A 13,463-nucleotide genomic window follows, 5' to 3' on the forward strand; every position below is an offset into this window, starting at 1 on the left:
TCCCCGCACTCCGCACTAAAAATTAATACGCCCTCGCAAATAACACCCTCTGTGTAGACGGGTTACCTGTTAGGATGCATTTTCCTTCTTCTTGTTTATTGTTCAAAGGTATGCAACGGATTGTAGCCTTAGTTTCATCTTTTATCTTTTGCTCGGTTTCTGATGTGCCGTCCCAATGGGCAGATATAAAGCCAGGTTGCTCATCTAACAAGCGTTTAAATTCATCATAGCTATCCACCTCAGTAGTGTTTTCTGCACGGAAATCTGAGGCCTTTTTGTAGATATTCGCCTGGATCTCTTCCAACAATGCTTCGATGTGTGCGGCAAGGCCTTCTTGATTTACAGTTTCTTTGGTTTTGGTATCTCTACGCGCCAATTCAACCGTACCGTTCTGCATATCGCGGCTGCCAATGGCAACGCGCAGAGGCACACCTTTTAATTCGTACTCGGCAAACTTGGCACCCGGGCGGTGGGTATCGCGTTTATCAAATTTTATGCTGATATCTTTTGCACGCAACTCTTTTGTTAATGCATTTACAAACGTTGTAATGTTCTCAAGTTCTTCGTCGTGCTTGTATATCGGTACAACAACAACCTGTATAGGCGCCAGTTTTGGCGGCAATACCAAACCAGCATCATCAGAATGGGCCATGATCAACGCACCTATTAAACGGGTCGACACCCCCCATGAAGTCGCCCAGACAAAATCCTGTACGTTTCCTTTATTGGTGAATTTTACATCAAATGCCTTGGCAAAGTTTTGCCCTAAAAAGTGCGATGTGCCTGCCTGCAATGCCTTACCGTCCTGCATCAAAGCCTCGATGCAATAAGTATCTAACGCGCCTGCAAAACGTTCGTTTGGCGTTTTACGGCCTTTAACTACCGGTAATGCCATCCAGTTTTCGGCGAAATCTGCATAAACTTCCAGCATTTGTTCGGTTTCTGCTATGGCTTCTTGTGATGTTGCGTGGGCGGTGTGACCCTCTTGCCATAAAAATTCGCTGGTACGCAAGAACAAACGGGTACGCATTTCCCAGCGCATTACGTTGGCCCATTGGTTTACCAGGATAGGCAGATCGCGGTAGCTTTGGATCCACCCGCGGTAGGTGTTCCAGATGATGGTCTCTGATGTAGGGCGGATGATTAATTCTTCCTCTAATTTTGCATCTTCATCCACAACAATATTACCTGTTCCATCGTTCTTTAGCCTGTAGTGAGTAACCACGGCACATTCTTTAGCGAAACCCTCTACGTGTGCGGCTTCTTTAGAGAAGAATGATTTTGGTATAAGCAACGGAAAATATGCGTTAACATGCCCCGTCTCTTTAAACATTTTATCGAGCACAGCCTGGATCTTTTCCCAGATAGAATACCCGTAAGGTTTAATGATCATACAACCTTTGACAGGCGAATATTCGGCCATGTCAGATTTAATTACTAACTCGTTAAACCATTTCGAATAATCTTCGTCTTTACTTATAACACCTTTGCTCATATATTGGATTTTGAAATAGAAATTGACTTTGTTATTAATATTAATAACGCCCAAATTTATAAATTTATACGTTTATTTGACCTTAGAACTTTACATCCTTACAAAAATGAATAGGAACCTTATTAAAGGAATGATTTTGATCGGCGCGGTGGCGCTGAGTTCCTGCTCCGTTAACAAAACCGCATCCACTTCTAAAAATAACAACGACGACGTTTATTTCTCGCACGCGACATCTGCCGAAGAGCCGGTGTACATTACCCGGGACCAGCAGTACAACCAGGACGGCGACGATGAAACCGATGAAGACGATTACTTTTACTATGACGATTATGCATCGCGCATAAACCGTTTTGGCTATTACTCCCCTTTTGGCTATTACGACAACTTATATTATGGCTATGGCGGTTACGGCGGCCTTGGCTACGGTTACGGCGGCGGCTGGAACATTGGCTTAGGCTTTGGTTACGGCGGTGGTTATGGTGGCTTTGGCTACGGTTCACCATACTACGGTGGCTTAGGTTATGGTGGCGGTTTTGGTTATGGCTACCCTTGGGGTGGTTATGGGTACGGCGGATACTCTCCATACTCGTTCTGGGGAACAGGTTACGGTTATGGTGGCGGCTTTTGGGGCGGTTACTCTGCATACCGCAGCAACCCGCGCCCTTACAGGGGTAACGGCAGCCCGGGTAGTTCTTTCGGCAACCAGGGCCGTACGGCATTTGGCGGCCGCGGTGGTACCAATACCAACGGTATAGGTTATATCCCAAACAGGGGCTCCCGTGGCGTTAGCTCTGCCGATGGCAGGAATGTTTCCGGAGATGCGCGTGCAACACGTGGTGTACGTACCGACAGGCCTACTTATACACCAAGCGTTGAACGTTCTGCACCATCTACATCATCATATGGCGGCGGCGGTGGCCGTAGCTCTGGTGGCGGCGGCGGTGGCGGCAGGCCTGCAAGGAACTAACTATTAACATCAACCCAACTCATTTTATGAAATTTAAATACATACTAAGTGTAATTGCTATAGTAGCATTTACCCAAAATACTTTTGCCCAATACTCGCAAGATGCCGTAAGGTTTTCGCAAACTACAACAGGTACAACATCGCGCATTAAAGCAGTTGGCGGCGCAGGTACCGCGGTTGGCGGCGACTTAAGCAATGTAAGTGGCAACCCTGCCGGCCTGGGCTTTTTTACCCGTTCGGAGTTTAGCATCACCCCCGGTTATGATAACAACAAAACAGAGGCTAATTATTTTAATAATAAGACTACAACAACCCGCAACAACTTTAACTTAAACAACGCGGCGATTGTAATTTATAACCAGCTATCCAAACCGGCCGGTGCCGATAAAAATAAAGGCTGGTTGAGCGCCAACTATGGTGTAAGCTTTAGCCGTACCAACAATTTCAACCAAAATATCCGCTACAGCGGCAACAATGGATCAAATTCTATCAACAATTATTACGCATCGCAAGCAAACCAATTTGGTATTGATGAGGGTAGCCTGGCAGGCTGGGCATATCATCATCAATTGATCGACCTTTATAATATCACGCCAACCACATCTGAGTACAGGCCAAACAACGTTGGCTCAACTGCCCAGGAAGCTGTTTACAACCGTTCTGGCAGCCAGTCGTCCGTAGATTTTTCGGTAGGCGCTAACTATAGTAACAAGCTATACTTAGGTTTTGGTTTAAGCTTTACAGATATTAAGTATAATTCTTATAACACGTTTTATGAGGATGGAAATGTATCAGTTTTAGAAGGTGGTGCATCTGTGAACCGCGCTTATAATTCGGCATACTCACAAAACCAGGCTACCACCGGTACAGGTTTTAGCGCAAAGGTTGGTGTTATTTACAAACCTGTTGAAGCTGTGCGCCTTGGTGCAACAATTACTTCTCCGACTTTTTATAATATAGATGATATTTACTACGAAAGCCTATCGTCAAAAGTTGGTAACAATGCTACCAACAACAACGAGTCTCAGGATTATCAATTAAATTACAACCTGCGCACACCACTAAGATTAGCGGGTGGTGCAGCAGTATTTATTAAAAACTTTGGTTTTATAACCGGCGATGTGGAATATGTTGACTATGGTACCGCGCATTTAAGCAGCAACGATAATTATGATGCAGATTTAAGGGATAACCCCGAAATTAAAGGCCTATATAAATCGGCCGTTAATGCACACATAGGTGCCGAGGCACGTATAAACAGCTTCTTTTTATTACGTGGCGGATACGGCATACAGGGTGATACCCGTAACGAAAACGGCAGCGATATTAAAACCACAAGCGGCGGTGTAGGCCTTCGTTTTGGTGCATATTATGTTGATGCTACCTACGCTCACTCTACCGGCACACAAAACATTTTTCCTTATGATATTGGTGCGGGCAGCCCTGCAGCTATGTTAAGAAATACCGCTAATAACGGTTACTTAACTTTTGGATACCGCTTCTAAAATTTGAGGTATTGGATGTGAGATTTGAGACAAAATCTTGCATAAAGCAAAAAGGATGAGTTAAACTCATCGCCTTTTTTATTGAATTGATTAGACTTAATTTCTAATCTCTCCAACTTAATCTTCGTTCACAAAAGATCGTAGCATCCAGGTATTTTTCTCTTTAAACTGCATAAAACGGTTCACCATGTCGTTGGTGCCATCATCGCCGGCATCGGCAGTAATATCCAAGATCTGGCGTTCCATTTCTATCAGGGCAGCCATATCTTCGATAAGCGCGTTCACCATATCTGTATCTTTTAGTCCGATAGTTTGGATTTCTTTTAAAGTTGATTGGCTGATGTAATCGTTAAAAGTGCTATACGGCGGTTTACCCAATGTAAGGATACGCTCGGCCAATTCATCTATAGTAGTTAAAGCTACGGTGTATAGCTCCTCAAATTTAACGTGCAGGGTAAAAAAGCTTTTGCCTTTAACGTTCCAATGGCAGCCGCGTAATTTTTGGTAGTGGATATGATAGTTGGCCAACAACTCGTTCAAGTGGTCAACTACGGGTTTTACTTTTGTTTCTTCTAAGCTAATTTTTTCAGCGTCCATGATATGTGTGTAGTTTTGATGTGATAACAGCCTTTTGGTTGGCTTGTTTATCAAAGTTAATATGTTTTGATATAAATAGCCATATTTGCACACTTAATGACAATGCTACAACCATTCATCTCCCAACCCTTCACCGGCACAATTTGGCGCTTGCAAACAGACGGGCTTACAGATACGATGGCTATCGAGATCCGCAACGAAGCGGACAAGCAAACCACTATCGCATCGCTCAGTTTAGCCACCGGCGAAGTACACTTCACAAACTTTACATTACCCGAACGCTGGCTTACGGGCATCGAAGCCATTTACAACGGCGTTATACTTTTACATTACTATAAGCACGAAAGCGGCCCCGAGCACAAGGCCATCATAGCTATTGATGCCATTACATCAAAAGAGCTTTGGAGCAATTACAGTTTGGCGTTCGATCATCTATCTAAAAACGGCCCGGTGGTTTATAATACCAGCTTTCAGCCAAAAAAATTAATGCTGATAGATGTGCTTACCGGGCAAACTATAAGACCATACGATACTGCGGAGGATAAACCTTTGGAGAATAATATAGTCATACCTGTAATGGTGCCTGCTTCTGATATGGTGCCCGGCAGTTTGCCCGAAGAGCCGTACGGAAATATGGTGCATTACCTAAACCATAATAGGTACAGAATTGTATCTTTGCACACTTTAAAAAACGAGGCTTTACAACAGCACCTGTATGTGATGCAAGGTAATGATATGGTGTACCACGATTTATTAAGCCAAAACATACAAAAATTGCAACCCGAGGCGTTTGTATTACATAAAAACGCACTGGTTTATATTAAAAACAAGGCCGAAATAAAGGTTTTAAAAATATAAATTACTGAATAAGAATTTATTATGAAATTTAAAATATTACTATTATCCACTGTTTTGCTCAGCTCCACTTCTATCCTTTTTGCATCGGCCCTGCCCGATTCTGTTGGTGTTGAGAACCTAAACGGCAAAAAAGTTATCCTGCATAAACTCGACCCAAAAGATAATTACTACTCGCTTGGCCGTAAATATGGTGTTAGCCCAAAGGTTATCCAAACTTTTAATAATAACGCCAAAATGCAAATTGGCCAGATCATTAAAGTACCTACCGAGCGTTCGATAGTTGAAAACGATAAGCCAACAGCAGCTGTATCACAGCCACAAACCAAACCGGTACAACAAGCACCTATTATTGCTAAACCTGTTGAGCAGGCACCTTTTAAAACTCCCGTAGTAACCCAGCAACAGCAGGTACAAAAAGCTGAACAAAAGACTGTTCAACCGCCTGCAATTGTTCCTGCTACAACGCCAAACACGCAAGAGTACAAAGTATCGGCACACGAAACGCTTTATGCCATAGCTAAACGTTTTAATACTACTGTTGAGGTCCTTACTACCCTAAACAAATTAAAATCGACCACCCTTACACCGGGCCAGATTTTAATTGTGCCTAATGGTACACCTGCCCCGCAAGTGCAGGTGCAGCCTGTTGTAACAGCCCAGGCGCACGTTGATACCGTTAAGCGCGACTCAACTTACGTTGCCTCGCCTATTGATAGCGCATCACGCAAACCGGGAAGCAACAAATACGGCCTGTTTGAAAAAAATGAAAAAGGCGTAGCTACATGGATAGACGATGCCAGCCTTGACCCTAACAAGAAACTCGTTTTACATCGCACCGCCCCTATAGGCACCGTTATGCGCATAACTAACCCTATGAATAACCGCACCACCTTTGCCAAAGTAGTTGGCCGTTTTACAGATAGCCAGTCTACCAAGGATGCGGTAGTGGTGATGACCAAAAATGTTGCTGAAGCATTAGGCGCACTTGATAAACGTTTTCATGTAAATATCAGCTACGGTACTCCTAATGAATAAACCTTATGTAATTGGCGTTGCCGGTGGCAGCGGAAGCGGCAAAACCTTCTTTTTAAAATCCTTCCTTAAACACTTCAGCGATGACGAAGTGTGCCTGGTATCACAAGATGATTACTACTTCTCCGTGGCGCATAACATGACCAAACTGGAGAACCGTGATTATAACTTCGATCTACCATCTACTATAGATCATGACCACTTTGAAAATGATATTTTCAAGCTATTAAAGGGCGAATCTTTTATGAAGCAGGAGTACACCTTTAATAACCAAAATGCTGTCCCCAAGATGCTGGAGATAAAGCCCGCACCTATAATTATTGTGGAAGGCCTTTTTATTATGCACTTCGGTAAAATTAAGGAAGTACTTGATATGACCATATTTATAGAGGCCGACGAACACATAGCCCTACAACGCCGCCTTAAACGCGACCTGGAAGAACGCGGATACTCTAACGAAGATGCGTACTACAAATGGGTAAACCATGTTGTACCGACTTATAAAGAGTACTTACTACCCTACCGCGAAGTGTGCGATAAGATCATCATCAACAACACCCAGGAAGCTGCCGACATCATCATGGTAACTGACGAGATCTCAAAAGAACTGCGCGAGAAAGTTTTAAGTTAAGAGTAAGTAAAAATCGGTAAGTCGATAAAAAAGTATCAATCGCAGTTAAGCAGCAGATCATAATACTTCCTCATGAGGATGGTATCGTAGTTTACGAGAGAATTGTAGGCTTCGGTGACCAGCTCGTTCAAAATAGAAGAGCCGAGCTGCCCTGCCCCGTTGGGGATGGAATCGTAATAGGTAATAAGCTCCTTAACCCTGATAATTTCGTACAATAATTTCTGGATCAGATCTGCCTGGTTGCCGGTCTGTATCCCTTGAGAATTATTAAGAAAATCTAAAGGATCGTTAGTAGTAGATGTCATGAGCAAATTAGTACCGGCATGATGGTGTTCTCTTTGTATTATCCTTAACTCAATCAAACCTAAAAAGTTCGGCTTTTGTTTTAACTTTTTAAAAGTTTTTAAATTAAATAGCAAAACCCTCTAAAAGAGGGTTTTGCTATTATAAATAAAGTGCTGCTTAGTTGTTTTCAACAGGTTTGTTGCCGTCCGGGCGGGGCAATAAAGCCTTGCGGGAAAGTTTCAATTTACCTTGCTTATCAACATCAAGTAGTTTTACACGTACTTCGTCGCCTACGTTAAAGATACCATCCATGGTCTCGATACGTCGGTGGTCAATTTCAGAGATGTGTAACAAACCATCTTTACCCGGCATGATCTCAACAAATGCACCAAACGGCATAATTGATTTCACTTTACCTTCGTATATCTCGCCTACTTCCGGTTTAGAAGCAATAGCGCGGATACGTGATAAAGCCGCGTCGATAGCGTCTTTGTTATCACCAAAGATCTGAACGATACCTTGTCCGTCTTTTTCTTCGATAGAGATGGTAGCACCAGTTTCGCGTTGCATTTCCTGGATAATTTTACCGCCGGGTCCAATAACCGCGCCAATAAATTCTTTATCTATCTTGATCATTACGATACGCGGAGCGTGTGGTTTGTAGTCCTCACGTGGTGCGGTAAGCGTTTTGGCCATTTCGCCAAGGATATGTAAACGGCCATCTTTAGCCTGGTTTAACGCGTTGGTTAAAACTTCGTATGATAAACCGTTTATTTTCAAGTCCATTTGTACAGCAACGATACCGTTTTTAGTACCCGTTACTTTAAAGTCCATATCACCCAAGTGATCTTCATCACCAAGGATATCAGAAAGGATAGCATATTTGGTACCCATCTCGTTAGTGATAAGACCCATTGCAATACCAGATACCGGGTTGCTGATCTTGATACCGGCATCCATCAAAGCCAATGTACCGGCACAAACCGTAGCCATTGATGATGAACCGTTAGATTCTAAGATATCAGAAACGATACGGATAGTATATGGGTTTTCTGCCTCGGCAGGTAATACACGTTTTAACGAACGCATTGCCAGGTTACCGTGACCAATCTCGCGACGGCCTGCACCCCTGTTAGGGCGAACCTCACCTGTTGAAAAACCAGGAAAATTGTAGTGTAACAAGAATTTCTGGTAACCATTGATGAACGCGCCATCAATCATTTGCTCATCATCCTTAGCACCTAATGTAACTGTGGTTAATGATTGTGTTTCGCCACGGGTAAATACCGCGCTACCGTGTGCAGATGGCAAATAACCAACTTCGCTCCATATCGGGCGGATCTGGGTAGTAGTACGGCCGTCTAAACGTTTGCCTTCGTCTAATACAAGGTTACGGATAGCGTCATACTCAACATCGTGGTAGTATTTTTTAGCTAATGATTTGGTGATGTCGTCAATCTCGCCTAAAGTAGCGATATAAGCATCTCTAACTTCTTTAAACTTAGCGGTACGCTCATCTTTACCTGATGCTGCACCTGCAATAGCGTAAACCTGGTCATAAGTAGCAGCATAGATGGCTTTTTCAAGCTCGTCGTTGCTGTGCTCGTGGCTGTAAACACGTTTAACAGTTTTGTTAAGCTCGGCAGTTAGTTCTTTCTGAGCTAAACATTGTACTTTAATGGCAGTATGTGCAAATTTAATTGCTTCAACAAGTTCTGCTTCCTGTATCTCTGCAGATTCACCTTCAACCATGTTGATATCGTGCTCGCTACCGGCAACAATAAACTCTAAAGTTGCAGATTGCAGCTGTGTTACAGTTGGGTTGATAACCAATTGGCCGTTAACTTTAGCAACGCGCACTTCAGATATAGGGCCGTTGAAAGGGATATCAGAACAAGCCAAAGCGGCTGATGCTGCTAAACCAGCAAGGCAATCAGGCATAATATCTTTATCGGCAGATATCAATGATATCATTACCTGTGTATCAGCATGATAATCGTCAGGGAACATCGGGCGCAATGCACGGTCAACCAAACGAGAGATCAAAACCTCATAGTCTGACAAGCGTGCCTCGCGGCGTAAAAAACCACCCGGGATACGACCGGTGGCAGCGTATTTTTCTTGATAATCTACAGAAAGAGGTAAAAAATCGATACCTTCTTTTGCTTCCTGCGATGATACTACTGTAGCTAATAACATGGTATCACCCATTTTAATCACTACCGAACCATCGGCTTGTTTGGCCAGTTTACCGGTTTCGATCTCAATGGTGCGGCCGTCACCTAAATCAATAACCTTTTTAATTACGTTTAAACTCATCTTGTTTGTTTTGTAGTGCACTTTTCATCTTTCGGAGCGCACCGGTTTTTTATGTGTGTGTGTAATAATGTTTCAAAAGTAAAAAAGCCATCCTGCAAATGCGGACGGCTTCTTTTAAAAAAATAAGAAAAGTTATTTGATGATATCCCTAAGCGCTAACGCTTTGATAATAGCACGATATCTTTCAATGTCTTTTTTGAACAGGTATGCCAACAAACCGCGGCGTTTACCTACTAATTTTTGAAGCGATAACTGGGTTGAAAAATCATGTTTGTTCTTTTTCAAGTGACCGGTTAAATGCGCGATGCGGTAAGTGAATAATGCTACCTGACCTTCGGTTGAACCTGTGTCGGTTACACTTTTACCATGTTTTGCAAAGATCTCTGCCTTTGCTTCTTTACCTAAATACATTACGTGAATAATATTAAAGCGTTAATAACTTAATTAATTGGGTGCAAAGATACGGTTTTAATTGAAAAGTAAAAATGAATTTTAAGAGGTTGGTGAGTAGTTAATTAAGTTAAGTAGTGCGTGGTTTTAATATAGAGAATATTGAGTAGAGAGCATTGATTGGTTGTTTATAGGTTGTAAGCATACAAGAACTATTCACCACTTAATCCATCAACTATTCACCAAACATGGCGTTGCCCACGGCCCGTGCTTTCCGTTTCAAGTCCTCGCTTTGCCCCATCACAAGCCAACACACGCTGTGGGCTTTCCGCTGCAATCACTAACGCAACAAAGCGCTTAGCTAAACACATCGCAACAATGTCGCAATCTGCCCGCTATTATGGCATAATTACACAGTATGGATACAAAGGTTAAGTATAACTTTGTACCAGTTATACCTTTATACAATATATCTTAAAGACTGTATATTTAAAAACCTGTTAATAACCTGTTATGTCACAAGTCGCCAAGTCAAAAGCTACCGTAAAATCATTTTTCAGCGTTTTAAAGCAATCCTTAAAAGGCGAACAGGTAGACCTTACATCGATCACCATTAAACGGGCTATTGTATTATTAGCTATCCCCATGATGCTGGAGATGGCTATGGAATCTGTTTTTGCTTTGGTAGATCTGTATTTTGTGGGCCACTTGCCCAATAGCAGCAACGCCATCCAAACTGTTGGCTTAACCGAATCTGTACTCACCGTAATATATTCTTTAGCAATAGGCCTAAGTATGGCGGCAACCGCGGTTGTTGCCCGCCGCATTGGAGAGAAAAACCCCGAAGCTGCGTCAAAAGCAGGCATGCAAACTATTGTTATAGCTGTAATAATAAACGTAATTATCAGCATTGCGGGCTTAATTTATGCCCGCGACCTTTTGCTTTTAATGGGCGCTTCAACAGCAACGGCCAACCATGGCACGCGCTTCGTCCAGATCATGATGGGTGGCAGCCTGATAATCGTACTGCTATTTCTAATAAACGGGATCTTCCGTGGGGCAGGCAATGCGGCCGTTGCCATGCGCAGCCTGTGGATAGCTAACATCGCCAATATTATTTTGTGCCCTATCTTTATTAGGGGCTTTGGCCCTATCCCGGCGTTTGGTTTAACGGGCGCGGCAATAGCAACAACCATTGGTCGCAGTTTGGGGGTATCATACCAGGTTTATAATTTATTCAACAACAAAAACGCCTTAAAAATACGCCTGAGCTATTTTGTGCCCGACGGGAAACAGATTAAGGCCATCATCAAAGTAGCGGCACCGGGCATTCTGCAATTTGTAATAGCCAGTTGCAGCTGGATATTCCTGGCAGAACTTGTTGCCACCACCGGCGGCGACCAAGGGTCGGCTGGTTACCAAACCTCGCTACGTTTAATGATGTTCTTTTTACTGCCCGCCTGGGGGCTAAGCAACGCCGCCGCTACCCTTGTTGGGCAAAACCTCGGCGCTGGCAATATTGACAGGGCCGAGCAGTCAGTATATCAAACTATCAAATACACCGTTGTTTTCCTGGGTGTGGTGAGTGTATTGTTTTTAACCTGCGGCCATTTATTCGCGTCGTTTTTTACGGAGGATGAAGTGGTAAAACAAGTCGCCACACGATCCTTAAAGATCCTGAGCGGGGGCTTTATCATTTTTGGGATAGGCATGATATTCACCAGTGCCTTTAACGGTGCCGGCGATACCTGGACACCCACCAAAATAAACTTCTGCACGTTTTGGCTCTTCCAAATCCCGTTTGCTTACCTTATGGCTAAACACTTTCAAATGGGCCCAACAGGCGTGTTCATCTCCATCCCCGTAGCTGAAATAGGCCTGACAATAGCAGCTTATATATTATTTAAGAAAGGTAAGTGGAAGAAGACGTTGGTGTAAAAAACAAGATTCAGCAAACTTGTTGGTATAATATCAAATAAGTAAATTTGTATATGCAGACGATTGAAATTCAGGTACCGGACGATAAAACCCAACAGGTTAAACAATTTTTAAAAGAATTGAACATTACTGTGAAAGTAAAAAAACAAAGCACTACTCCTAATGCCGATACAATTGATGCGATAAACGAGCTAAAGGCCGGGAAAGGTAAAAAATTCAACAATGTAGCAGAACTGTTTAATAGCATTTAATTGCATCATGTTTCAAATAGTTACCTCTACAAAGTTTTTAAAAGACCTAAAACTCCTTAAGAAACGCTCGGCAAAAGATTTCCATTTACTGCAACTACTCATCGAAACCCTTGCAGAAAAAGGCCATTCCGGTTTAGCTAAGAAGCATAAGCCGCATAAGTTAAGCGGCAATTACTCCGGTTACTGGGAGTGCCATGTAAAACCCGACCTATTATTAATTTGGGATGAAAATGAAGAAATAAACCTACTGGAATTGGTGCGCACAGGCTCACATTCTGACCTATTCTAATATTACTTTTACTTTTGAATTCAACTTTCTACTTAAATGCCCTACGCTACCTTCGAAACCGAACTGCGGGTACGCCCCGATGATATAGACATGTTTCACCACGTGCACAACAGCAAGTATTTTGATTACGTACTTGCCGCCCGTTACGACCAGATGGAACGCTGCTACGGCATGGCTATGGAAAAATTTATGGAGCGTGGCTTTGGCTGGGTAGTGCGCATTGCACATGTTGACTATAAACGCGCACTCACCATGGGCGACTACTTCATCGTAAAAACAGGCATCGAAACCATAAATGACAAAGGCTGCCGCGTGGCCTTTACGTTAACCAATAAGGCCACTAACAAAGTGTGCTGCGACGGTTACTTCGATTACGTGATGATTGACATGGCTACCGGCCGCGGCGCAAAAGTGCCTGATGATGTTATTGAGCAATACCAGATATAGAAACTACCTAAGCAAATTGTGGCATCAACAAGTACAGACCAGCCTACAAATGAACTATTAATGAATTTTGATACACTAACAGATATCAGAGGATATGGCAATCTACGGGGAGACGAAAAAGCAAGATTGCAAACGCCCAAGCCGTTTCTTACTATTTATGATAGTTTGGTAGCCTATAAAAACATTAAGGCGACTGTCTGGCTTCCCGATAGCATTGAAATTATGGCCAACGGGTATAGTTATGCACCCGAAAAATCATTGATATGGCCCAAAAATTGGCCCGACCTTAAAAACGCTGCAACAATTAAACGAGGTGAAAATTTTTACAGTATTTATCTCGACAAAAAACCTATGAAGAATTTTATCAAAATGCTATCTTCATTAAAGGAAAAGCAAGCAGTAGAAATAAACGGTCAAAAATTCTCACTTTCCTTGCCGATTACCTTTTCCTAACGTAAG

15 protein-coding genes are annotated in these 13,463 nt (G+C 42.9%); 10 read left to right on the forward strand and 5 right to left on the reverse strand.

Going from position 1 to position 13,463, the window contains the following annotated elements; translation table 11 throughout:
• Positions 1-22 precede the first annotated feature (22 nt).
• Positions 23-1,495: a proline--tRNA ligase gene (gene proS, locus ABIB39_RS19890; RefSeq protein ID WP_354431931.1), complete on the reverse strand. Its 1,473-nt coding sequence runs from the start codon at positions 1,493-1,495 to the stop codon at positions 23-25.
• Between the two features lie 106 nt (positions 1,496-1,601).
• Here proS and ABIB39_RS19895 point away from each other — a divergent pair, with 106 nt between their 5' ends.
• Positions 1,602-2,462 (forward strand): hypothetical protein, encoded by an 861-nt coding sequence (locus ABIB39_RS19895; RefSeq protein ID WP_354431932.1) that lies wholly within the window; start codon positions 1,602-1,604, stop codon positions 2,460-2,462.
• 26 nt (positions 2,463-2,488) lie between these two features.
• Entirely contained in the window at positions 2,489-3,967 is a 1,479-nt protein-coding gene (locus ABIB39_RS19900; protein ID WP_354431933.1) for a hypothetical protein, read from the forward strand.
• Positions 3,968-4,084: 117 nt separating this feature from the next.
• On the opposite strand, the gene ABIB39_RS19905 is transcribed toward ABIB39_RS19900, so the two are convergent.
• Positions 4,085-4,564 (reverse strand): Dps family protein, encoded by a 480-nt coding sequence (locus tag ABIB39_RS19905; protein WP_354431934.1) that lies wholly within the window; start codon positions 4,562-4,564, stop codon positions 4,085-4,087.
• 102 nt (positions 4,565-4,666) lie between these two features.
• On the opposite strand from ABIB39_RS19905, the gene ABIB39_RS19910 reads away from it, so the two are divergent.
• Genes ABIB39_RS19910 through ABIB39_RS19920 form a run of 3 tightly spaced genes read left to right on the forward strand, consistent with a single transcriptional unit; the run spans position 4,667 to position 7,085 of the window.
• Entirely contained in the window at positions 4,667-5,422 is a 756-nt protein-coding gene (locus ABIB39_RS19910) for a DUF4905 domain-containing protein (RefSeq protein ID WP_354431935.1), read from the forward strand.
• A gap of 21 nt (positions 5,423-5,443) precedes the next feature.
• Complete coding sequence (locus ABIB39_RS19915) at positions 5,444-6,457, forward strand: LysM peptidoglycan-binding domain-containing protein (protein WP_354431936.1); 1,014 nt, start codon at positions 5,444-5,446, stop codon at positions 6,455-6,457.
• The gene (locus tag ABIB39_RS19920) at positions 6,450-7,085 is read left to right on the forward strand and encodes a uridine kinase family protein (RefSeq protein ID WP_354431937.1); all 636 of its coding nucleotides are present in this window, start codon (positions 6,450-6,452) and stop codon (positions 7,083-7,085) included. The genes ABIB39_RS19915 and ABIB39_RS19920 overlap by 8 nt, the downstream gene beginning before the upstream one ends.
• 35 nt (positions 7,086-7,120) lie before the next feature.
• Here ABIB39_RS19920 and ABIB39_RS19925 read toward each other — a convergent pair whose 3' ends face one another.
• The 3 genes from ABIB39_RS19925 to rpsO all read right to left on the reverse strand — a co-directional run bounded on the left by ABIB39_RS19925 (position 7,121) and on the right by rpsO (position 10,100).
• Positions 7,121-7,390 (reverse strand): hypothetical protein, encoded by a 270-nt coding sequence (locus ABIB39_RS19925; RefSeq protein WP_354431938.1) that lies wholly within the window; start codon positions 7,388-7,390, stop codon positions 7,121-7,123.
• A gap of 157 nt (positions 7,391-7,547) precedes the next feature.
• Positions 7,548-9,689, reverse strand: a complete 2,142-nt coding sequence (locus tag ABIB39_RS19930; protein WP_354431939.1) for a polyribonucleotide nucleotidyltransferase — start codon at positions 9,687-9,689, stop codon at positions 7,548-7,550.
• 132 nt (positions 9,690-9,821) lie between these two features.
• Complete coding sequence (gene rpsO / locus ABIB39_RS19935; protein WP_322227586.1) at positions 9,822-10,100, reverse strand: 30S ribosomal protein S15; 279 nt, start codon at positions 10,098-10,100, stop codon at positions 9,822-9,824.
• Between the two features lie 492 nt (positions 10,101-10,592).
• On the opposite strand from rpsO, the gene ABIB39_RS19940 reads away from it, so the two are divergent.
• From ABIB39_RS19940 to ABIB39_RS19960, 5 genes are read left to right on the forward strand one after another with little or no spacing between them, the layout of a single operon-like run.
• Positions 10,593-12,017, forward strand: a complete 1,425-nt coding sequence (locus ABIB39_RS19940; RefSeq protein ID WP_354431940.1) for an MATE family efflux transporter — start codon at positions 10,593-10,595, stop codon at positions 12,015-12,017.
• 53 nt (positions 12,018-12,070) lie between these two features.
• Positions 12,071-12,268 (forward strand): hypothetical protein, encoded by a 198-nt coding sequence (locus tag ABIB39_RS19945; RefSeq protein ID WP_354431941.1) that lies wholly within the window; start codon positions 12,071-12,073, stop codon positions 12,266-12,268.
• 7 nt (positions 12,269-12,275) lie between these two features.
• The gene (locus ABIB39_RS19950) at positions 12,276-12,557 is read left to right on the forward strand and encodes a type II toxin-antitoxin system YafQ family toxin (RefSeq protein WP_354431942.1); all 282 of its coding nucleotides are present in this window, start codon (positions 12,276-12,278) and stop codon (positions 12,555-12,557) included.
• A 36-nt stretch (positions 12,558-12,593) separates the two neighbouring features.
• Positions 12,594-13,004 carry an acyl-CoA thioesterase gene (locus tag ABIB39_RS19955; protein ID WP_354431943.1) on the forward strand — a complete coding sequence of 137 codons (411 nt, stop codon included), beginning with the start codon at positions 12,594-12,596 and terminating at the stop codon, positions 13,002-13,004.
• Between the two features lie 60 nt (positions 13,005-13,064).
• Entirely contained in the window at positions 13,065-13,457 is a 393-nt protein-coding gene (locus tag ABIB39_RS19960) for a hypothetical protein (protein ID WP_354431944.1), read from the forward strand.
• The last annotated feature ends 6 nt before the right edge of the window (positions 13,458-13,463 follow it).

Origin of the sequence: Mucilaginibacter sp. UYP27 (assembly GCF_040547175.1) — a bacterium.
Lineage (GTDB): Bacteria > Bacteroidota > Bacteroidia > Sphingobacteriales > Sphingobacteriaceae > Mucilaginibacter.

Coding starts and splice junctions, on each gene's coding strand:
- proS (WP_354431931.1), bottom strand. CDS start 1,495: ATGAGCAAAGGTGTTATAAGTAAAGACGAAGATTATTCGAAATGGTTT.
- ABIB39_RS19895 (WP_354431932.1), top strand. CDS start 1,602: ATGAATAGGAACCTTATTAAAGGAATGATTTTGATCGGCGCGGTGGCG.
- ABIB39_RS19900 (WP_354431933.1), top strand. CDS start 2,489: ATGAAATTTAAATACATACTAAGTGTAATTGCTATAGTAGCATTTACC.
- ABIB39_RS19905 (WP_354431934.1), bottom strand. CDS start 4,564: ATGGACGCTGAAAAAATTAGCTTAGAAGAAACAAAAGTAAAACCCGTA.
- ABIB39_RS19910 (WP_354431935.1), top strand. CDS start 4,667: ATGCTACAACCATTCATCTCCCAACCCTTCACCGGCACAATTTGGCGC.
- ABIB39_RS19915 (WP_354431936.1), top strand. CDS start 5,444: ATGAAATTTAAAATATTACTATTATCCACTGTTTTGCTCAGCTCCACT.
- ABIB39_RS19920 (WP_354431937.1), top strand. CDS start 6,450: ATGAATAAACCTTATGTAATTGGCGTTGCCGGTGGCAGCGGAAGCGGC.
- ABIB39_RS19925 (WP_354431938.1), bottom strand. CDS start 7,390: ATGACATCTACTACTAACGATCCTTTAGATTTTCTTAATAATTCTCAA.
- ABIB39_RS19930 (WP_354431939.1), bottom strand. CDS start 9,689: ATGAGTTTAAACGTAATTAAAAAGGTTATTGATTTAGGTGACGGCCGC.
- rpsO (WP_322227586.1), bottom strand. CDS start 10,100: ATGTATTTAGGTAAAGAAGCAAAGGCAGAGATCTTTGCAAAACATGGT.
- ABIB39_RS19940 (WP_354431940.1), top strand. CDS start 10,593: ATGTCACAAGTCGCCAAGTCAAAAGCTACCGTAAAATCATTTTTCAGC.
- ABIB39_RS19945 (WP_354431941.1), top strand. CDS start 12,071: ATGCAGACGATTGAAATTCAGGTACCGGACGATAAAACCCAACAGGTT.
- ABIB39_RS19950 (WP_354431942.1), top strand. CDS start 12,276: ATGTTTCAAATAGTTACCTCTACAAAGTTTTTAAAAGACCTAAAACTC.
- ABIB39_RS19955 (WP_354431943.1), top strand. CDS start 12,594: ATGCCCTACGCTACCTTCGAAACCGAACTGCGGGTACGCCCCGATGAT.
- ABIB39_RS19960 (WP_354431944.1), top strand. CDS start 13,065: ATGAATTTTGATACACTAACAGATATCAGAGGATATGGCAATCTACGG.